General features: G+C 38.2%; 23 protein-coding genes. 9 read left to right on the top strand and 14 right to left on the bottom strand.

Translation table 11 applies throughout. The features are described 5' to 3' along the window. Window positions 1–59 precede the first annotated feature (59 nt). The 3 genes from M3225_RS15385 to M3225_RS15375 form a co-directional block, all read right to left on the bottom strand. Window positions 60–1214: an amidohydrolase gene (locus M3225_RS15385; protein ID WP_251395126.1), complete on the bottom strand. Its 1155-nt coding sequence runs from the start codon at window positions 1212–1214 to the stop codon at window positions 60–62. Between the two features lie 47 nt (window positions 1215–1261). Further along, window positions 1262–1768: a GNAT family N-acetyltransferase gene (locus M3225_RS15380; RefSeq protein WP_251395124.1), complete on the bottom strand. Its 507-nt coding sequence runs from the start codon at window positions 1766–1768 to the stop codon at window positions 1262–1264. Between the two features lie 205 nt (window positions 1769–1973). Further along, window positions 1974–3218, bottom strand: a complete 1245-nt coding sequence (locus M3225_RS15375; protein ID WP_251395122.1) for a methyl-accepting chemotaxis protein — start codon at window positions 3216–3218, stop codon at window positions 1974–1976. A gap of 261 nt (window positions 3219–3479) precedes the next feature. Between M3225_RS15375 and M3225_RS15370 the strand changes: the two genes are divergently transcribed. Next, the gene (locus M3225_RS15370; RefSeq protein ID WP_251395120.1) at window positions 3480–4232 is read left to right on the top strand and encodes a M48 family metallopeptidase; all 753 of its coding nucleotides are present in this window, start codon (window positions 3480–3482) and stop codon (window positions 4230–4232) included. A 213-nt stretch (window positions 4233–4445) separates the two neighbouring features. On the opposite strand, the gene M3225_RS15365 is transcribed toward M3225_RS15370, so the two are convergent. Continuing rightward, window positions 4446–4853: a DUF1259 domain-containing protein gene (locus tag M3225_RS15365; protein WP_251395118.1), complete on the bottom strand. Its 408-nt coding sequence runs from the start codon at window positions 4851–4853 to the stop codon at window positions 4446–4448. A 261-nt stretch (window positions 4854–5114) separates the two neighbouring features. Between M3225_RS15365 and M3225_RS15360 the strand changes: the two genes are divergently transcribed. The 3 genes from M3225_RS15360 (at window position 5115) to lepB (ending at window position 6801) form a co-directional block, all read left to right on the top strand. After that, a complete protein-coding gene (locus M3225_RS15360) occupies window positions 5115–5453 on the top strand; it encodes a YmaF family protein (protein ID WP_116074283.1) in 339 nt (112 codons plus the stop codon). Between the two features lie 270 nt (window positions 5454–5723). Continuing rightward, window positions 5724–6059, top strand: a complete 336-nt coding sequence (locus M3225_RS15355) for a LapA family protein (protein WP_014461129.1) — start codon at window positions 5724–5726, stop codon at window positions 6057–6059. 190 nt (window positions 6060–6249) lie between these two features. Then, window positions 6250–6801, top strand: coding sequence for a signal peptidase I (lepB, locus tag M3225_RS15350; protein WP_251395116.1), 552 nt, complete (start codon window positions 6250–6252; stop codon window positions 6799–6801). A gap of 35 nt (window positions 6802–6836) precedes the next feature. On the opposite strand, the gene M3225_RS15345 is transcribed toward lepB, so the two are convergent. After that, window positions 6837–7283, bottom strand: a complete 447-nt coding sequence (locus M3225_RS15345) for a YndM family protein (RefSeq protein ID WP_251395115.1) — start codon at window positions 7281–7283, stop codon at window positions 6837–6839. Window positions 7284–7422: 139 nt separating this feature from the next. On the opposite strand from M3225_RS15345, the gene M3225_RS15340 reads away from it, so the two are divergent. Further along, window positions 7423–8298: an aldose 1-epimerase family protein gene (locus M3225_RS15340; protein ID WP_251395113.1), complete on the top strand. Its 876-nt coding sequence runs from the start codon at window positions 7423–7425 to the stop codon at window positions 8296–8298. 41 nt (window positions 8299–8339) lie between these two features. Here the strand turns inward: M3225_RS15340 and M3225_RS15335 are convergent, their stop codons facing one another. Both M3225_RS15335 and gloA2 read right to left on the bottom strand, forming a co-directional pair. Continuing rightward, on the bottom strand, window positions 8340–9206 hold the full coding sequence (locus M3225_RS15335; RefSeq protein ID WP_251395111.1) for a gamma-glutamylcyclotransferase: 867 nt from the start codon (window positions 9204–9206) through the stop codon (window positions 8340–8342). A 5-nt stretch (window positions 9207–9211) separates the two neighbouring features. Then, window positions 9212–9610 carry an SMU1112c/YaeR family gloxylase I-like metalloprotein gene (gloA2, locus tag M3225_RS15330; RefSeq protein WP_251395109.1) on the bottom strand — a complete coding sequence of 133 codons (399 nt, stop codon included), beginning with the start codon at window positions 9608–9610 and terminating at the stop codon, window positions 9212–9214. 147 nt (window positions 9611–9757) lie between these two features. On the opposite strand from gloA2, the gene M3225_RS15325 reads away from it, so the two are divergent. The 3 genes from M3225_RS15325 to M3225_RS15315 all read left to right on the top strand — a co-directional run bounded on the left by M3225_RS15325 (window position 9758) and on the right by M3225_RS15315 (window position 11966). Continuing rightward, window positions 9758–9958 (top strand): hypothetical protein, encoded by a 201-nt coding sequence (locus M3225_RS15325; protein ID WP_251395107.1) that lies wholly within the window; start codon window positions 9758–9760, stop codon window positions 9956–9958. Between the two features lie 227 nt (window positions 9959–10185). Beyond that, window positions 10186–10551, top strand: a complete 366-nt coding sequence (locus tag M3225_RS15320; RefSeq protein ID WP_050688249.1) for a MerR family transcriptional regulator — start codon at window positions 10186–10188, stop codon at window positions 10549–10551. Window positions 10552–10610: 59 nt separating this feature from the next. Continuing rightward, window positions 10611–11966, top strand: coding sequence for a hemolysin family protein (locus M3225_RS15315; protein WP_251395105.1), 1356 nt, complete (start codon window positions 10611–10613; stop codon window positions 11964–11966). Between the two features lie 52 nt (window positions 11967–12018). Here the strand turns inward: M3225_RS15315 and M3225_RS15310 are convergent, their stop codons facing one another. From M3225_RS15310 to M3225_RS15295, 4 genes are read right to left on the bottom strand one after another with little or no spacing between them, the layout of a single operon-like run. Further along, window positions 12019–12729: an ABC transporter ATP-binding protein gene (locus M3225_RS15310; protein WP_251395103.1), complete on the bottom strand. Its 711-nt coding sequence runs from the start codon at window positions 12727–12729 to the stop codon at window positions 12019–12021. Further along, complete coding sequence (locus tag M3225_RS15305; protein ID WP_251395101.1) at window positions 12726–13868, bottom strand: ABC transporter permease; 1143 nt, start codon at window positions 13866–13868, stop codon at window positions 12726–12728. Before M3225_RS15305 ends, M3225_RS15310 begins: the two co-directional genes overlap by 4 nt. Continuing rightward, window positions 13865–15088, bottom strand: coding sequence for an ABC transporter permease (locus M3225_RS15300; RefSeq protein WP_251395099.1), 1224 nt, complete (start codon window positions 15086–15088; stop codon window positions 13865–13867). Before M3225_RS15300 ends, M3225_RS15305 begins: the two co-directional genes overlap by 4 nt. 14 nt (window positions 15089–15102) lie before the next feature. After that, a complete protein-coding gene (locus M3225_RS15295; protein WP_251395097.1) occupies window positions 15103–16797 on the bottom strand; it encodes a DUF6583 family protein in 1695 nt (564 codons plus the stop codon). Window positions 16798–17311: 514 nt separating this feature from the next. Here M3225_RS15295 and M3225_RS15290 point away from each other — a divergent pair. After that, window positions 17312–17629, top strand: coding sequence for an iron-sulfur cluster biosynthesis family protein (locus M3225_RS15290; protein WP_251395095.1), 318 nt, complete (start codon window positions 17312–17314; stop codon window positions 17627–17629). 54 nt (window positions 17630–17683) lie between these two features. Here the strand turns inward: M3225_RS15290 and M3225_RS15285 are convergent, their stop codons facing one another. The 3 genes from M3225_RS15285 to nagE form a co-directional block, all read right to left on the bottom strand. Next, a complete protein-coding gene (locus tag M3225_RS15285) occupies window positions 17684–18001 on the bottom strand; it encodes a hypothetical protein (RefSeq protein ID WP_251395093.1) in 318 nt (105 codons plus the stop codon). A 57-nt stretch (window positions 18002–18058) separates the two neighbouring features. Then, window positions 18059–18775: a DUF554 domain-containing protein gene (locus tag M3225_RS15280; protein WP_251395091.1), complete on the bottom strand. Its 717-nt coding sequence runs from the start codon at window positions 18773–18775 to the stop codon at window positions 18059–18061. 163 nt (window positions 18776–18938) lie between these two features. Beyond that, window positions 18939–20816, bottom strand: a complete 1878-nt coding sequence (gene nagE, locus M3225_RS15275) for an N-acetylglucosamine-specific PTS transporter subunit IIBC (RefSeq protein ID WP_251395089.1) — start codon at window positions 20814–20816, stop codon at window positions 18939–18941. Window positions 20817–20977 lie beyond the last annotated feature (161 nt).

Here is a 20977-nt window from a genome sequence, read left to right as displayed (position 1 = left end):
AATTTAAAATTTATTTTATCAAACAATTCTATCCGCGTAAATAGAAAAATGAAAATATTTTAATTTTTTGTGTAATGGAATGAATTCAAAAAATGAAGACTTACATTTGCAAAATAAGAAGCTGCTACAAGTAATGCCTCTTCCTTTAATGAAAAAGAAGGATGGTGCCATTCATATTCTCCAGCCGTACCCATCCATACAAAAAATCCTGGTACATGCTGCTGATATACGGCAAAATCTTCTCCTCCAGGCGATTGTTCAGCTTCCACAACTTGATAGTTAAGATTCTCTGCTGCTTTAATAGCAAGCTTTTCCAGCGTATCATCATTGTTTACTACAGGAAGGTATGGGTACCATTTGACGTTTACTGAAGCTCCAAAAGCTGCTCCAATCCCTTCAGCGGTTCGTTTCATAAGAGCCGGTATTTTTGCTCTCGCTTCTTCTTGAAATGTACGCACGGTTCCTTCAAGCGTTACTTTGTCAGGAATGACGTTCCACGAGCTCCCTCCATGGATTTGAGTTATGCTGACAACAACATTTTGAAATGGGCTGAGATTACGGCTGACAATGGTTTGTAAACTAGTAACGATTTGACCAGCAGCAGCAATTGGGTCTATTGTTTTTTCAGGGATACCTGCATGACCTCCTACTCCTTTGACGTCAATTTCAAAACGATCAACACTTGCCATTAAAGGTCCCGATTTGATACCAATGGTTCCTACAGGAAGATCCGGTTTGTTATGCACCCCAAATATCGCTTCTACTCCTTCGAGCACACCTTTTTCAACTAGCATTTTTGCTCCAGAAGCCGTTTCTTCAGCCGGCTGAAAGATAAATCGAACCGTGCCACAAAGCTCCTGTTGACGCTGTTTAAGAAGAATAGCTGCTCCGATTATAGAAGCCGTATGAAAATCATGGCCGCATGCGTGCATAACACCGGTGACTTCAGATGCAAACGGCAGATTGGTTTTTTCTTCAATTGGCAGCGCATCAATATCAGCTCGAATAGCGATAGTAGGTCCCGGCTTTTCTCCCACAATTTCTGCTACTACTCCTACGTTTAATTGGAATGCATTTACTATAGAAATATCATAGTGCTTTAACCACTTTTTAATACGTTTAGTTGTTTTATATTCTTTCATTGAAAGCTCTGGAAATCGGTGCAGCTCACGGCGTATATCTATTAGCGTGTTTAGTAGTAATTGATCTGTCATATTTATCACTCTTTCACATTTCTTAATTTGGCACAATCCTCTATTTTTTACGATAAAGAGTGTACCTCATTGAATTTTTTATAAAGAAATACGGTCGTATAACCTTCTGCAAGGTGCTTTTCTTTAGCTTGAACATATCCTTTTCGTTCATACATCTCAACTAACCAAGGATGTTCTTTTGCTGTGCCTAAAGACACACCCGGTGATTTAAACATATTTTTTATTACTTCTTGCTCTACTAGACGCAGCAGCTTAGATCCGACTCCTTTCCTCGCAAACGATGGTTCCACTGCAAACCACCAAAGATGCGGAACATCAAACGGACCTGGATGTTCTCCCCAAGGCATTCGTACAGACACAGTAGCAGCAATTTTTTTATCTTCTTCATATACATAGCAAAGGTTTTGAGAAATATTTTTCTTAACGAGGGCAAGATCAGCAGTAGCTGCTAAAAAAGGGATACCTAGCTCTCTAATAGGCTTATACGCTTGTATAGTTAAGTTCAATAAGTTAGCTGCGTCATCATTTGTTGCCAAACGGAATTCATTTTTCATCTCTTCGTCTCCTTATGTAGTGCTTAATATTTTATTTAACTTATAAGTTTACTAAGAATTAAAAAAGACAGACTGCCGCCTTGCGTACTCACTATACAACTGCTTTTATAATGTGTCAATTCTATTTATTGTTTTCTATAAAAGGTATAAATAAAACAAATACGCGCAGTTTTCTGTGCGTATTACGTACATATCAAGATAGACTTCATGACTCACTCACTGTAGCTTTTAAGTTAGCTGCCAACAACACAAGTTCTTCTATAGATGCTAACTCCTCTTGTGAAGCCGCAGCTGCTTCTTCAGCATAAGCAGCTGCTTGTTTGGCCACCTCTGAAAGGGCCATGACAGATTCCATTACCTTGAACGAATACCCATCAATCTCTCCTGTTACCTTTGTCATTTTGTTCATTTGTTCTTGAGCGGTAAAGACATCTTCCATAATTGTGGAAAACTGTTCAGTTACATCTTCCACAGTGGAAATACCAATCGTGACTTCTTCCGTATTGACTTCCATATTTCGATAAGCCTGCTTTGCCTGTGCTTCAATTTCTTTTAACAGATGACTGATTTGTATAGCGGACGTTTTAGATTCCTCTGCCAGCTTACGTACTTCCCCTGCTACTACAGCAAAACCTTTTCCATGTTCTCCAGCTCTTGCAGCTTCAATAGCAGCATTAAGTGCAAGAAGATTTGTTTGTTCAGCAATTCTTGTAATAGTGTCAATAATTCGGCCAATCTCTGCAGAACGATCTTCGAGCCCCTTTACTCTACTGGTGGATACTTTAACTGATTCATAGATTTTATTCATTTGATTCGTCACCTCTTTCACCGAAACATTTCCAGTGGAAGCATGTTCAGAGGCTCTGTTCATCGATTGTTGTACCCTTGAAGAATGATCAATCATTTTCTGAAGCAGCTTGGCCATATCTACCATAGCTTGCTCGGTTTCAACAACACTTAACAACTGCTTATCAGAACCCGCAGCAATTTCTTGAATAGACATCGTAACTTCTGTTACAGCTGTTTTTGTTTCCTCCATGCTTACAAGCAATTGCTCTGAAGAATGACTGACCGTGCGCTTTGTTTTACTTATTTTCTGACGCAGCATTCTCATGTGAGTCGTCATTTCATTAAATGAAGATATGAGTGTACTAATCTCATTTTTCCCCTTCAAAGGAACAACATCTACAGATAAATCGCCGTTTGAAATCCCTTTCATTGTTTTTGACAAATTTTCAACCGCAATTATGTAGCGACGTATGATAAAATAGAACACGGTAGTTGTAAGAGAAACAAACAGAAATGTAATCACTAGCGTAATCGAAGCTGCTTGCTCTTGTTTCACAATAAGATAATAATTTGTTACTTCAATTACAGTAGATGTTATGGCCATCGTGGCTGCAATCATACATAGCATTTTCATGCGTAAACTTTGAAAAACTTTTTTCATTTTTTCATCCCCTATACAATCTAAAGACATAGAATGTCTAATCTATATTAGTAGTATCGGCATATTTTTATATTTTTTTGTAAAAACTAAAGAAGAATTGAAACAATTATTATTAGCGCTTTTTCACTAAATATTAGAATATATATCATTCCGCAAGGCGCTGCAACAGCAGTTGATAACTGTCTGATTATTCTTTCATTTGACCAAACTCTACCTTTGCTTATAAAATGAAGATTTGTAGAAAGGAGTACGAAAAATTTTATGTATACGTATCAAACAGGCAATCAAACAATTGACTACAAAATTGAAGTCGTTCCAAATAGAACCGATATCACGGTGCAAATTTGTGACAAAGAAGGGGTAAAAGTTATTGTCCCGAGAGGTCTTAATGAAAACAATGTGCGTTCAATCATCGCACGCAAAGCAACATGGATTTTAAAACAACTAAACGGTTCACAACCATCTGAGGAAAAGCCAGCTGCTCCAAAGAAAGAAGCAGTAAAAAAAGAAACAGCTAAAAAAGAAGCTCCTAAAGCAGCAGCTTCTGCAGCTAAAACTGGTTCTTTTGAAGAAGGAGACAAATTCCCTTACCTAGGACGTCAATATCGCTTAAACATCGTTCGTGGAGATGTAACAAAGGCTGAAATGACATTCCGTGCAAAATTCATTGCTACAGTACCTGAAAGCTGGAACGAGCAGCAAACAAATGAAGGTATTGGACAACTATTAACAGAATGGTACCAAGGCCGTGCAGGTGAAAAATTCCAAGAAGCTTTAAAATCTGTTAAAAAAGCAGCAGACAATGCTCCTGAATCTGTTAAGTGGAACGAGTTAGGTGAAGAATATGCTACGACTCAAGATAAGACTATCGTATTAAACTGGCGTTTGCTAACAGCTCCTCTTGCAACAATTGAATATGTCATTGCTTCTCAATTTACGAATGCAGATGAGTTATTCGAAGATGCAGCTGAACGCAAACAGTGGTTAAGCGATAACAACTTAAACGCATTTTAAGTTTATACATAAAAAAAGCACGCGGCGAACGCGTGCTTTTTTTATTTTGATAGGAGTACGCAAATAATCTCACTGTTCAAAGAATTAGTTAACCTGATAGGTTCATTCAAATACATCTTATAAACCAATATATAATATACATGTTTAAAGTTTTATTAACCTTAATTTTATTAGCAATAATGAGACTAAGCTTATTCTATAAAAATCTGATGTTTACCCCTTTAATACTTTAAACGCTTCTCTTACTTTTCGTGCAAAATCTAACGGTGGTTCTACAGATTCAAAATGCATATACATTGCTCTAGGCTCTTCAAATAACCAATGATTATGAACGGCAGTAACCTTAATATCTCTTTTTCTAAGCTCAGTTAATAATGGATTTACCTCTTCTTGCAGAAGCACGGTTTCACCTAGATTTAGCGCTCTTCCTCTGCTATCTAAATCTTCAAAAGTAAAAAATTGAGGAGTAACTAACGGAGAGCGTGTTGGACGCCCCAAAATTTTAAAACGAATCGTACGAAACTTTTGTACCAAACAAACACCATTTTCATCTAAACTGCCTTGTCCACCTAGAATTCTCGCAAACTCCTGACATAGACTCTTTTTATTTTCCCAACTCATTATGCTGACTTCCTTTCGTATAATAACTTGTCCTTCCTTAATAAATATATGTAAAATTTATCAATTAGAAACGGCAAATTACACAGGAAAACTGCCCATTTTATAAATATGAATCATAAAAAGGCATATTTATTTTTATTTGTTCATATCAATAGCATGTATTTTTGAATTTAACTAAAAAGTGAAATTCAAATGCCTATTTAAAGACTTTAGAATTTACTTAAACAGTTTATTTTAATTAAATTTATAGGGGGAAGTAGAATGAAAAAGATAGGAAAAGACGATTTTATTTCAGGGTTTGTTCCTCATCATAATCATGGTTCCGTAGATTACACTTCTGTTGCCTCAGGCCATGTCCACCAGTGCCTCGATGTAACTTCTCCTCCAATTCCAAGCGAGGATGGAAGTCACATTCACTACACAGAAGGCTATGTTGTTTTTGAAGACGGACATACCCATCATTACAAAGCCTACTCCGGCCCAGCTATTCCCGTTGGAAACGGTATGCACGTTCACCATTATGACTTTTATACCAGTGAAGACAACCAGCATCGTCATCATGTTAAAGGTGTAGACCACCCTGCTCCGGGCGATAGATAATGAAGTGATTTATGAGAATTAAGCCAAAATCTCAGCTTTACACTAATTCTTATCTTGCGTTTATATAACTCCTTTAATAAAAGTGAGACCTTTAATAGATAAAGGTCTCTTTGTACATATATGATTTAAATGAAAGATATATAATCAAGAAAATGTTTGATTTTGTTTAAATGTGGATACGTATACCTATAAGCAAGATAGCAAACACTCAAGATAAGTGGTTACGCTATAAAAGTTGTAATGACCATGTAAAGAAAGGAAGTGCAGCTTATGAAAGGACAGAGCTTTTTTATTTTAGGACTTATATTTGCTCTTATCATTGCTGTTTTAGCTGTAATTAACAACGACCCTGTACAATTTAACTATGTATTTGGTTCACAGAAATGGCCTCTTATTTTAATCATCTTAACTACGGCTGTGTTTGGAGGAGTTGTTGCTGCTTCATTGAGCTTTGTAAAAATTGTTCAATTAAGAGGACAAGTGAAACAGAAAAACAAGCGAATTGCTGAACTAGAAGAAGAAATCAAGCAGCATAAGCCTGTTGAACCTGTTGTTGAAGAAGAGCCAAATCAACCAGCTACTCGAACTGAGCGCGCTCAGTTATAATAAAGAAAAGCCGTTATTCTAGAGAATAACGGCTTTTTTCATTTTTTGTTCCCCCAAGCATATTTTCGGAATACACGCATAAACAGATAGATATGGAAAACTTTAGTTCTGAATGGTACAATCAACACTGTTATATCTCTATGAAAAACCTAAATTGATAGTCTTACCGTTAAGAAGGTGTTCATCCATTATGATCAATAAAAAAATAAAGCGTGAAATTCTTACATACACAAGCGTCATCCTCGGCACCGTTTTGCTTTCCATTGTCGTTCAGCACTATTGGTTTCAGCCCTACACTGTAAAAGGCGATTCTATGAAACCTATTTTGCACGAAGGCAATCGAATTATTATTAACAAACACAGCAAGCTAGAGCGCTTTGACATTGTCGTTTTGCAAGCTCCCTATAGCAGTGATTTTCTAGTAAAGCGTATTGTAGGCTTACCAGGAGAAACGGTCGAATACAAAGATGATGTTCTGTATATAAATAACAAAGTCAAAAAAGAGCCGCATCTTCATAAATATTTATCCAAAGTGCCCGTTTACGAGCGATTCACTGAAAATTTTTCAACGTACGAACTGTCTCCAGACGGCACGATACCGGATGGATACGTATTAGTGCTAGGTGACAACAGACGCATTAGCCGAGATGGAAGGCATTTTGGCCTCACTCCGATTTCTTCAATCATGGGAGAAGTAAATATGAAATACTGGCCTTTAAAGGAAATAACTCTTATGCATTAACAAATAAAAAGAAAGCTCAAAAATGAGCTTTCTTTTTATTTTGGATTTTCCTTATTTTCTACATGCTGTTCTTCTGCAAATTCTGTGTCATACGCTAGTTTTCGCTTAAAAGTCGGGCGCGTTCTCGCTGTATGTTTTGTTTCAATATGGTTGAATAAGTAGCGGTGAACAAAAACCTCGGCAAATGTAATAATAGCTGCAGAAATGATACTTCCCCAAGCAATTTGAACGTAACTGTCTAATAACAATGTTCCAAAAACCCATACGCTCATATATGTTAGAACAAATTCAACAATAATGGCATCACGATTGCCCACTCGAGGCAGTACAATTCGATCCACTACTAGATATGTCACAATTGTCGTTAGTAAGCTAAAGGAAATAATGTCTCCGATGGTTGCATCAAAAAACAAATCAAGGCCTATACCAAACGCAATAAGTGCCGCTGCAAATTTAATGAGCAATAATGTTGCATGATTCATATTTGAACCCTCCTTTTCTATTTAATTTAAACAAAAATAGGGAAATTAATACCTTTTTTGCCAAGAAGGGTATAATATAAGCAAAGCCAGTACGTTTGACACAGCTCTAGCGTACAAGAATGATTTGGGAGATGTTGTAATGATTGTACTAGAAAATAGCGAAATGAAAGTCAGCATTCAAGAAAAAGGAGCGGAAGTTGTAGAAGTATTTCATAAAGAAAAAGAGCTGCAGTTTATGTGGAGCGGAGACCCCGCTTATTGGGGACGAGTATCGCCCGTATTGTTTCCGATCGTAGGCAGATTAAAAAATGATCAGTATACCGTTGATCAGCGCGTATACTCTTTGCCTCAGCACGGTTTTTTACGTGATTCTACTTTCAGCGTGGTTGAGCAAACAAACGAAACAGCACGGCTGGAATTTGCCACAAACGGCCGTTTTAAAGACGTATATCCGTTTGAATGTCGTATTGAAATTAGCTATCGCTTGGAAAACAACAAGCTAACGTTTCAGTGGAATGTTATAAATGAAGATAAAGACGATATGTATTTTTCAATTGGGGCTCACCCTGCTTTTCGTATTCCGTTACATGAAAATGAGCAGATTTCTGATTACTTTTTAGAAATAACCCCCGCTGAAACTAAGCCGAGGGAATTTGTATTAAAAGATGCTCTTATTCATGAAAAAGGAACGATAGAAAATCTGCACCAGCTGCCGCTAAGCGCAGATTTATTTGCAAATGATGCGTTAATTTTTAGTCATATTGACGGAATGACGATTAAATCGTCGGTCAATGAAAATAAAATTAACGTTCAGTTTAATGATTTCCCGTATGTAGGTATTTGGTCAAAGTATGATGCAGAAAATCATACAATCGCTCCGTTTCTTTGCATCGAACCTTGGTTTGGAATTGCAGATACGCATAATCACAACGGAAATTTCAAAGAAAAATTAGGCATCAACCGTTTATCAAAAGACGGTATATTTCAAACAGAGTTCTCTGTTTCCTTTAGCTAATGCAAAAAGCCTATTTGGATATATCCAAATAGGCTTTTATATTAGTTATTTACAACATCGCTATTTTTTAGCGCATGGACTTGCTCTACTAGCTTCTGAACGTACTCCTCGCTAAGTACGCCTGTCGCTCCTCGAATAATTTCAGTCGAATAATGATCTGGAGGTGCGACTTCTTTTTCTTTATTTAACACAAAAAAAGTAAGAACATGATCCACAATCTTTCCTTCATGCTCGACAGAGATAATAGCAGGACGATAGCCGTTATTATCTACCCCTTCTCTGCCGTACAGATACGTAATTGCTTCAGGCGGCACGCGGTACAGTTTGCCTTCAACGACTCCGCCTTCTTCAACCATGTCTGCACGTCCTCCGTCATGAATAACGTGGTTATATCGAAGCGTATAGCCTTTAAAAACAGCTCTGCCGAGACAGTCCTGGAAATGCTGATCAACGCCGTGCTGAATAAAACGATTGTTATCCATACATGAACCGTAAGCAAAATACAGCATGCCTGTTAATAGATCTTCTTTCCACACGCGCCAGTTTCCGCCTGGGATAAATTCTTGCAGCAGCGAACGATCCCTTGCCACATAGACAACGGCTTCAAATTCACCTTGGTCCGTTTCGACAGTTTGAACAACTCTATCGTATTCATTGTCTTCATGACCTTCATGAATGTATCCTTCTAATTCATCAAGCGCCTTCCACATAAGCTGATCGGTCACTTCATATACTTCTCCATACACAACATGTTCACTGTCGATATCGAGCATCGGATAGCCTTGCTTAGTGTCATATAATTTCCCTTTCGTTTTTGCCTGCTTGGCAATAGGACGCGCATGATGCAGCAAACCGTGATTGCCTTCTCCTTCAAGAAGTGTTCCATATACAAATAAATAATTGCACATACTCCTTATTCCCCCTCTTTCTCTTCATAAAGCTCTAGCGGTAACCCGTCCGGATCAGTAAAAAATGTGAATTTTTTTCCCGTTAGTTCATCTATCCTAATCGGTTCCACATCAATCCCTTGCTGCTCTAATTCATGCTTGGAATCCTCTACGCTTTCAACCGCAAAAGCTAAATGGCGTAAGCCGCACGCTTCAGGTCTTGAAGGACGTTGTGGCGGATTTGGAAACGAGAATAACTCAATTTGATAGCCAGGAGCTACTTCTAAATCTAGCTTATATGAATCTCTTTCTTTTCTATATGTCTCTTCTATAATCTTGCATCCTAACACATTTACATAAAAAGCTTTTGAACGTTCATAATTACTTCCTATAATGGCTACGTGGTGCATTCGTTTTAAATTCATTTTCTTCTCCCATAAAAACCCTTTTCTAATCATCCTACACAAAATGCCAGCAAACATCAAATAATTACGTTACCACCTGTGACTAGAGTGATAAAAGTCACGGACTTGCTACTTCAAAACAAGTAACATAACGATGAGGTGAATAACATGATTTCGTTAACATTTAAAACAAGAATTGACCGAACTCAAAATTTAGATGCATTAAAGGAAGAAGCTGCTATTATGCACCGTATCGCTGATCAGCTATCTCCAATGAGCCCTGAGTTCATGGAATATACAGAACGTATTCAATATGTGTATGAACGCATGCATATTATCGTACGTCATCTTACTAAAAAACTCGCTTAATACAAGCGAGTTTTTTTATAAAATCTTTGTCAAACTACCTTATTTTGAGATATACTGAATGCTAATAAAAAAATGAAACTTTTTGATCTTACACGCGTATACTTAATTACGATAGGATAAAAGATAAGTAGTTACGCAGATAAAAACCATCACGTGATGGTTGACATAGTTGAAGGAGGTGGTATTCTGATGGGGTTGCGACATACAAAATTGGCGAACTTGCAGAGATGGCACATGTAACGAAACGCACGGTTGACTATTATACCAACATTGGTTTGTTAAAAGCAGAACGCTCTGCTTCTAACTATCGCTTTTATAACGAAGAAGCGCTGAAACGTCTTTACTTAATTGAAAAATTAAAAAGCGAAGGCCGTTCTCTTGAAGAGATTTCTTCTCTATTTTCTATAGAGCAATCCGAGAATAGCCACTCTAAAGACGAATTAGCATCCAAATTTTACGTACTAAACGACAGTTTAAAAGAAGTTGCACCGCTTATGGAAAAGCTGAATGAAGAAGATCGAAAAGTAATGATGAATCGGCTTTCACCGGAAAGCGTCACTCTTTTGCACTCTTTACTGATGCTGCTGTCGTAAATTTATTATTTACAGGAGGTGTTTACTTACTTTATAGCACTATAAAGTAAGTATATTCATTGATAACCATTAACTTAATTATTTTTGCGATTTTAATTGTACTCACTGCCTTTTTCGTTGCTTCAGAGTTTGCAATTGTGAAGCTTCGTAGTTCACGGGTAGACCAACTTGTTGCTGAAGGAAAAAAAGGAGCGAGTGCGGTTAAAACCGTGACGACACACTTAGATGAGTATTTATCTGCGTGTCAGCTTGGTATTACGATTACTGCTTTAGGATTAGGTTGGTTAGGAGAACCCACTGTTGCAAAGATTTTAGAACCGCTGTTTGAAAAAATGGGTGTTGCTGCATCTTTAACACATATTCTTTCATTTATTATCGCATTTGCGCTTGTAACGTTTGTTCACGTAGTCGTTGGTGAATTAGCGCCAAAAACATTTGCGATTCAAAAAGCTGAAACAGTTACGTTATTGTTTGCTCGTCCGTTAATTTTATTCTATAAAATTATGTTCCCGTTCATTTGGTTACTAAATGGATCTGCTCGTTTATTAACTGGAATGTTTGGATTAAAGCCAGCTTCAGAGCATGAGCTTGCGCACAGTGAAGAAGAGCTGCGCATTATTTTATCAGAAAGTTTTAAAGGCGGGGAAATTAACCAGTCTGAATATAAGTACGTGAACAACATTTTCGAATTCGATAACCGTGTTGCTCGCGAAATCATGGTACCAAGAACAGAAATTTCGGCTGTTTCTGAAGACGACAGCATTGAAGATTTCTTAAAGCTTGCTGTAGAAGATCGCTACACTCGTTACCCTGTTACCGTTGACGGAGACAAAGATAACATTATCGGCTTAGTCAACGTCAAAGAAATCCTAAACGATGTCGTGATTAACGATGCATTAAAAAAGCAAAGCGTGAAGCTTTATATGAATCCTATTATTCAAGTAATTGAAACCGTAGCTATTCAAGACCTGCTGCGCTCGATGCAAAAGAAACGTACGCATATGGCTGTATTGATTGACGAGTACGGCGGTACGGCTGGTATCGTTACCGTTGAAGATATTTTAGAAGAAATCGTTGGAGAAATTCGAGATGAGTTTGATACAGATGAAAAGCCGCTTGTTCAAAAAGTTAGCGATCAGCACTTTGTCTTTAACTCAAAAGTACTGCTTGAAGAAGTCAACGAAGTGCTTCATATCGAAATTGAAAACGACGATATTGATACAATTGGCGGCTGGATGCTGATGCAAAATATCGATATCCAAGAAAGCGAATCGTTCAAACTGTTTGGATACGAGTTTATTGCAAAAGAAATGGACGGTCACCAAATGAAAGAAGTAGAAGTACGTGCTCTTCCTGAAGAAGAACGCGTGCAGCCTGAAAGTCATTCACCGGAACAAGAAGTTACAAAAGCATAATAGAAAGAGCCGCTTCTTCATGAAGCGGCTCTTTTTTTATCATTTCTTTATCTTAATCATGCAGCAGCTTATACACAACGTTCTCTTCTGCATCTTCCCCAGTCTTTTCCTTCGCTTGGTCCATCGTGCCGACAAACTCCAGATTTCCTTCCTTTAAGACCGCAAACCGATGACACACGTCTAAGATTTCATTCAAATCATGGGTAATATAGATAATCGTCTTTCCTTTTGCCGCCAGCTGTTTAATATAACGGATAATCTCAAGCTTGGACTGCAAATCAATTCCGACTGTCGGCTCATCCATTAACAAAACGGACGGTTCATGAATAAGCGATACGGCTATATTTAACTTTCGCTTCATGCCTCCTGATAAATTTTTCACTTTTTCCTTCCATCTTCCTTCTAGCTGTACAGCTGAGCAAAGAGATTGAAGCTGTTCATTCGACACGGAGCGTGAAGTCATTTTGCTCCACATCTTCATGTTTTCTTTTACGCTAAGCTCTTCCCACAGCGCTATGTCTTGTGGAACGTAGCCAATGACTTCTCGAATCGCTTTTTGATTTTTCTTAAGCGATAAGCCTCCAATCATGACATTTCCGCTTGTAGGAGCCGTAATGGTAGACAAAATAGAAAGAAGCGTTGATTTACCAGCACCGTTTGGTCCTAAAAGACCAATGACTTCTCCACTTTCTACGGTCAGCGTAACATTTGCTAACGACCGTTTTTTTCCGTATGTTTTGCTAACATTGTTAATCTCAATCATTTGATGCTCCTCACATTCCACACTATTTTAAACCAGCACAAACTTATGCATGCAATGGAAACAGCTACCTCTTTCCAAATGAACGTAAGCGGTAATGCATGCTGATACAGAAGCAGATGCTGCGGAAGCCACTGACTTATTCTTTCAATCGTTGCAGAGAGCTCTCCTACCGGGAAAAAGCTCCCTCCTATTATGCTGATTCCTGTGACCATGACGACGCTGATCATATAATATGATCCAACTCGCTGACTTTCGCTTGCAAGCCACGTGCTAAAAGCGACGCATACGATAACATAGATACACATATACAGCAGCACACCGTAAGACTCTACTCCATAAAGCCATTTAAATAGAGCAAAACTTATGAGAGCTTGAAGTACGTATAACACAGCATAAGCGGCGCTGACGCTTCGAATATAACCGTGAAGTCCTTTTTGCATCGTTTTCATTCGTTTAAAAAGATGCCTCCGCTCTTTAATCATCCAATCTGATGTGATACAGCAAATCAAAAGCGTAAAGAATCCCCATAGCGGTACATATCCGGTCGTTTGAACGCTCCCTTGCTTCGTATGTTTCGTTCCTTTTGCTTCATAATCAATTGTCATCAGCGGCTGCGGCTTCCACTGGTTATCGGTATAGCGGTACGCTTCTTTCCATAAGTCCGGCGCTGCATGAATGTTATAGACTTTATATAAAAAACGCACTTCATTCGCCGCTTTGACATTTGTCGTTAACCTTGTCACTTCACTCGCCATGACTTCTCGAACCGCTCCTGTGGCAATAGAAGAAGGCAGCGTAAGCAAATCAATTACTCCTTGATAATTCCCTGCTTCTACTTCTTGTTGAAATCCTTTAGGAAACACAAAAATGCTGTCAATTTTATTTTTTGCCAGCTGCTTTCTAGCTTGTTCTTCGTTCATAGAAAGAAATTGAATTTCTTTTGTTTCCTGAAGCCGATTGATCACTTGTGTAGACATTTTGCTTTGATCTTGATCGACAAGAGCAACGGGAACCTTTGAATCGCTTTCTACTTTTGCTAAAAACGAGCTGCTAATGATTGTTCCTATTAAAGGTAAAAAGAAGATCATGACAACAAGCATAGGACGCGTCAGCAGCTGCTTTATTTTTTCACTTATCATTTTCTCCACCGCCTTTGCATAATCATCACGTAGCCAACAGCAATAGCAAAACTTCCTGCTGCCGTAATGAGAATAGGCGTAAGGTAAAGAAAAGCTTCATTTGTGTTATATCCATCAAATTCATAAAATAACAGTTCCAAGACGCGGGTATTGAGTGTCCATTTCTGAAAACCACTCGCCCAGTCTGGTAAATAGACGACCGGCACAACATGTCCACTTAAAATTGCACTCAGCAAAATAAACAGCAAACCGGTTATTTGATAAGCTTTTTGTGACGAAAAGAGAACGCGCAGCAGTAAAAACAAACATAAAAAAGCAAACAAACTTCCGCTTATTGCCAAAAAAAGCTCTCCGTACGTACTGGTTACAAACAGTTTTAATCCCTTAATGATGCTACCATACAAAACGATAGATACCGGTAGCACAAGAACATACAGAGCCGTCAGCTGCGCTAAATAAATGTGGACAAAAGATACACCTCTTGTTTTCATTCGAGCCAGCACAGGAGAAGTCTGCGTTTCACTAGCAAGCAGCCATCCGCCGTAACTCCAAATCATAAGCAGCAAAGCAGCAAAAGACACGACATAATATTGCTTCATATCCTGCTGAAAGAAACTAGTTTCTACTTGTTCATCAAATAAACTTCCTCTATCTAATACATGAAGCCCAAACGTCACCAAGCTCTTCTTAAACTCTGCGCGTCGATTTTTATCAGAAACATTTTCTTTTTCTAAAAAGTAATCAACCGTATTAATACCGCTTTGAGCAGCTGACGTGTAGTCAGCTGCACTTTCCATCACGTAGCGAAACAGCTGTGACTGAAGCGGCTTATTGCTATTTCCAATGACGTGTAAAGGCTTATTCTTTCCATGAGCAATATCACGACTAAAACCTTTTGGCAACGTCACAATGGCTGCCACTTTATTTTGCTGCAGCAGCTCTTTAGCTTCTTGTTCGTTCGTGTAAAGAGGTTTCATGATTTTATGGAGCTTACCTTCAGTCAGCTGTTCGATGACGTACTTCGTTTGCGCAGTATGATCGTTATCCACAATTGCTACCGGAAACTGATTTACTCTCTCCTCACCTTGCATGGTCTGACTAATAATGATCCCTGCTCCAAGTAAAAACAGAGCAGGGATCATAAATAGCAGTATGAGAGATTTTATATTTTTCAATAGAGTTTTACATGTAAAAAGAGTCAGAGAGAAATATATCTTCATCTGCTTTGCACCTTTTAGTAACCAGCGGTTCCCATATTCATCATGAGACCTTGAACATTTTTAGCGAAATTTTCTTGAATCGATAGCATATCTTCAGGCGTTACATCTTTTACATTTGTTGCATTAGATGCGTCAAGCGCTGGAATAGCTGCTGATTTTTTTAATTGAGAAGCAGAGTCAATTTTCAACGTAACGTTTGCCGGATCTGCTTTGGGTCCAACTTTTGTACGAATATCAAACGAATAATCTGCTTTTCCTTTTGAAGCACTAATCGCTTGATTCTGCTTTACTTCTCCGTTAAATACTAAATCTTCTTGATTGCCTAAGTCTAGAGAAAAAGTACGGTCAGCCGTTTGTTTTGCATCGGTTTTACCGTTGATCACCGAATCCATTTTAAACGTCATATTCGTATCTTCATCTTTTGAGTCTTTTGTTAACAAATGAATAGACATGTTTTCTTTTCGCTTTTCACTTTCCGTTGTTACGTCATTTTTCATATCAAACGTAAACGCATCATCGGTAGTGCTATCCGTTAGGACTGCTTTGAACTGCTTAGCCGTCTTGTTATCTTCATACGGGATATTTTTAGTCACTACGTTAAGTTTGCCTTTATCATTAGAAGCATTTTTTACGCCCATTTTCATATCGCGAGCTACCACAACATCATCTTGAACGTACACAGTTGATTTAACACCGCCAGGATAAGTCGTATCTTTTGCTTCTTTTTGGAACTCTTGAAGATCTTCTTTTACTGATTTTTTCAATTCTTTTGGGTCTGCCATATCTTTTAATTCTGGATTCGTCGCTGCCGAAGATTTAAACAGCTTAGACACGTGATTTGCGTAGATGGTATGAAGCTTGTCATCTTTTGCTACCTTCGCAATAAGTTTATCCATAAATTGTTTTGTTTCTTTATCAGACATGTTAAGCGTCACGCTTGTTAATTGAAGCGTTTTGCCATTTGTTTTATAATCTACATTTTTTTCTTTTGTAAAATAATCGCTGTCTAACTCATCATAAATGAACGTTCCGTATTCTTTTGCAATGTATGTCTTTTCTTTTTCCGTTAACTTTAAGTCTTCTAAACTCACATTGCTTGTGTTAATATCAAGCGTTTCAGGACCTGAATACAAAGGATCGAATTTTCGCGCTACCTGTCCATATTCGTCTAAGTTTAAATAAAAATATTCATTTGCCAGAATCGGCGCTTTAAAGCCTATTCTGTCTTTCGTTTGAAAACCTTCTACGTCAAGCGCTTTTGAACCGCCGATATTAAGAGCCAGTGAACCGTATCCTTCACTCTTTTTCGGATCTTGTTCCGCTTTAATTTTAATTTCAGCTTTACTGATAAGATCTTGAATCATTTTAAAGCTTGGGTCATACGCAAGTGAATCCATGTTAAAGCCGCCTTTGATGGTAGCATTTGTGCTAGAAGGCTGCTTCATCGCTTTTTCTTGATAAGCCATCGTTTCACTGTACTTCGTTTCTAATTCATCTGCTGCTTTTTGATACGTATTCACTTCAGAAATTAAGTATAATTGCTTAGGAGATTTTTTAAATACCGTAGCAAATGTAATTGCTCCTCCAATAATCACAATTAAAGCTGCCAAAATGATAATCCATTTAGCCGGCGCTTTTTTGGGAGCGGGCGCTGTTTCTAGCGAAGTCGCTGTTTCGTCTGTTGTTCTGTTTTGATCTTTCTCACTCATCTACACCAGAACCTCCTATGTATTTTGTTAGTCACTTTGTACATGATAAGGAATGGTTTCCATAAATTCTACTACTTCGACAAAATAAGACAATAATTAGTCCGATAAACCGATGTCTTTCGGTTCAATATCGTGTACAAAGTACTCTACTTAAGTACCTAATATATTGAAAATAAAACCAATTATTCAAAACTATCTCAATAACTATCAAAATAGAGAAATGACTTATCTTCTTGTATTTTTACAATATATTCCTATTATTAAGCATTTACACCTAAGAATTACTAAGCACAGTTTTTCTGTATTCAACCTCCTTTTTTAATCTCATACAGGTGATATCTATGTACGTCTTCATGGAAACATGATAAAAAAATCAGCGTTTTGTTCTGTTTCGAAAGGGAAACAATAATAGTAAGAGAGCTTTTTTCTTGCCGATGACATAAAAATCGAATAAAGTACTCACAAATACATTTCACACAATTTAATTTGAGGATAGAAAAGGGAGGATACACTCATGAATATACGCGTAACTCCTTCTGCAAAAGAAGCTTTGCAGAATGTGGAACACAATCAAATGATTCAGCTTTCTTTTGATCGAGGAAGCTGCGATATTGTTAATACAATTTATGAAATGAAGATCATCTCAAAGCGCACCCTTCAACCCTACGAAAAAGTTGTAACGGTTGAAGGCTTAGAATTTATTGTTGATGATGACATGGAAGAAGTGTACGACAATGAGCTGGTGATTGATCACGCAGCAGGGGCTTTTGTCTTCAAAAATCACAACCAAATTTTTAATAACCGCGTGGGATTGCGCTATATCAATTCATAGAAAAAAGCAGGGATTCCCCTGCTTTTTTCTTTGCATATGTTCGTAAACTCGCTTCTATCGATTGACCTTCAACCGCTCTTGGATAAATAATAAAACGTTCACAAGGCTACTTTCTTCATATACATTCACCTGCTGGCGCTTAAATTCTCCTTGTTCATGGTAGTAAATAATATCTCCCGTCCCTTTATCTTCATTAATATGCAAATGAAAACTAAGCGGCGTCGCCAAAATAGATCCGTCTTCATCTCGCTGAAGAATTTGACAAAGCGTTTGATCACCTTGTTTTTCAGATAAAAAATCATACCCGAATTGACGTGCTAACTTCTCCACCTGTGCGGTAATAAGAGCTGTAATCTGTTGATTGTCTTTCATAGGTAGTATTTCTCCTTACTTCATTTCTTTAAGGTTTTCTTATTAGTATACTATACTTTAAAAATATGTATGCTGAACAACTACAATCACAACTGCAATAAAAATCGAAGGCAGTAAATTCGCAACTTTGATTTTAATAATTTCTAATAAATTAATCCCAATCGCTAAAATTAACACGCCGCCTACTCCTGTGACTTCGGCAATGATACTATTCATTAAATCTTGCGGCACGACCGCATTAATTTGCGTGGCAAATAACGCAATGATGCCTTCGTACAGAAACACAGGCACCGCTGAGAAAATGACGCCTATTCCAAGCGTAGTCGCTAATAATAATGAGATAAATCCATCCATTACCGCTTTCGTAAACAAGATGCTGTGATCGCCGCGTATTCCGCTGTCTAATGCCCCTACAATCGCCATCGCTCCAATCACAAAAATTAACGTTCCTGTCACAAAGCCTTGTGAAATACTGAATGTTTGCTTGTCATTTTGCTGTGATTGAAATTTCCGTTCAATCATATTGCCTAAAAGGTTTAGCTTTTCATCTAAATCGATAAACTCACCAATAACCGCTCCAATGGCTAAGCTCAAAATCACAATTAAAAACTGATGGCTTTTAAAGCCCATTTGTAAACCGAGCGTAATAACGGATAAACCCATCACTTGCATCACCGTCACGCTGACTTTTTCAGGAATGCGGTGAGCAAGCTTGCCCATTAATGTTCCTATCACAATCGCTACTCCATTCACCAATGCTCCTATAATAAACATGGTGTCACCTTTACTGTGAATAATACCGTTTCTTTTTTCATTCTTTCTACTTCCTCTCCGTTCCGCACTAGCTGTATCAAACACACTAAATTTTAACACAAAATTCTTGTAATTATTAAAAAAAGAAAAAAAGCATAAGCTCAGACGAGCTTATGCTTTTTTATTAAAATGTAATAACGTCTTTTGTCCCTTGCTTTTGATAGCCTGTTTTTAACAGCTTCACTTCTTTATCCGCTGGCAAGTTGGTAAATACAACCGGTGTCACAATAGAAGGTGCATGCTTTTTAACATACTCTAAATTCACTTGTAAAAGTGGCGTTCCTTGTTGAACGCTGTCCCCTTCTTGAACAAGCGCTTCGAATCCTTCTCCTTTTAAATTCACCGTATCTAATCCAACGTGAATCAGGATTTCAATTCCTTCTACTGTTTTTAATCCAATCGCATGTTTTGTTGGGAATACGGTCATTACTTCGCCGTCAATCGGTGATACGAGCGTTCCTTCAATAGGTTCAATCGCAAAACCGTCGCCCATCATTTTTTGTGAAAACACTTGGTCTTCCACTTCACTAAGTGGCTTAACCACACCTTCAAACGGTAAAACAAACTCTGTTTGTGCATCTGCTTGAACCGCCTGCTGTTCGACAGGTGCAGCTGTTGACGCTGTGCCGTATTTAACTAATTGATTCATTGCGTCTGCAACAAACTCTACTTCTGTTCCGACAATTACTTGAACATTTGTTTTGCTGAGCTTCATAATTCCTCTCGCTCCGTGGCGCTTTAAGGCAGCTTCGTTAATGTTGCTAGCATCAGCTACTTGTAAACGAAGACGAGTCGCACAGTTATCAATCACGGTTAAGTTTTCTTTTCCGCCTAAATCTTCAATAAAATAAGACGCCATATCCACATATTTATCGCCTGTTGCCACAACCGTTTCATTTGACGTATCTACTTCTTCATCATCTTCACGTCCCGGTGTTTTTAAATTTAAAGCTTTGATCAGCGTGTAGAAAATGACAAAGTAAATGACTGCATACACAATGCCAATTCCCGCTAACAGCAGCGGTTTTTGTGAAATTCCATAGTTTAAGAAGAAATCAATGGCCCCTGCTGAAAATCCAAACCCAGCGTGAATACCAAGAGCAACGGCTAAAGCCATCGAAATTCCTGTTAAAACTGCATGAATAACATATAATAGCGGTGCTACGAACATAAATAGAAATTCAATTGGTTCTGTAATTCCCGTTAAAAAAGAGGTAACAGCAAGTCCGATTAACATACCGCTGACTTGTTTGCGCTTTTCTTTTTTGGCTGCTGCAACCATCGCAAGCGCAGCTGCCGGTAAACCAAACATCATAACCGGGAAGAATCCAGACATGAATGTTCCTGCCGTTGGATCTCCTTTAAAGAAACGATTCAAGTCTCCCGTTACGCCGTGATAGTCTCCGAATACAAACCATACTAAGCTGTTTAACACGTGATGCAGTCCAATTGGAATCAATAGACGGTTTAAAAATCCGTATATACCTGCACCAAGCGCTCCTGCTCCTGTAATCCAAGTTCCTAAGTTGTTAATTTGATCTTGAATCGGCGGCCAAATAACGCCAAAGATTCCTGCAAGCGCAAGCATAACGACTGAAGTAACAATCGGTACAAACCTCTTACCTGCAAAGAAGCCGAGCCACTCGGGCAGCTTAATCGCTGAGAAACGATTGTATAATAGACCAGCCGTTACCCCTGAGACAATCCCGCCGAGTACACCCATGTTAATATCTTTATCAATAGCTACAGTCCCTTTTGTTAAAACAAAATAACCGACTACTCCGGCAAGTGCTGCTGCGCCGCTTCCATCTTTTGAAAGTCCTACAGCAATCCCGAGTGCAAACAGTAAAGCTAAATTCGCAAAAATCGCATCTCCGGCTTGAGCCATGAATGGAATATCCAATAAGTCTTTTTGACCCAAACGAAGAAGCAACGCCGCAGCAGGTAATACTGCTATTGGCAGCATAAGCGATTTACCAATACGTTGTAAAAAATTCAGCATGTTTCTATCCCCTTTGTAAAACGTATTTAACCCGATGTTACGAGCAAGGATTTTCGTAACAATATTTATCGGATGACAAGTTACCGCATTCATCCCCAGCTTTTGATAAGTTGTTCATCAGCTGAAATAATGATGGCGGTTTCACTGCATGGACTCATACT

The sequence above is a fragment of the Priestia aryabhattai genome (genome assembly GCF_023715685.1).
In the GTDB taxonomy this organism is placed as follows: domain Bacteria; phylum Bacillota; class Bacilli; order Bacillales; family Bacillaceae_H; genus Priestia; species Priestia aryabhattai_B.
Note: the sequence above shows the minus strand (reverse complement) of the source record. Positions and strands in the feature narration are given on the sequence as shown.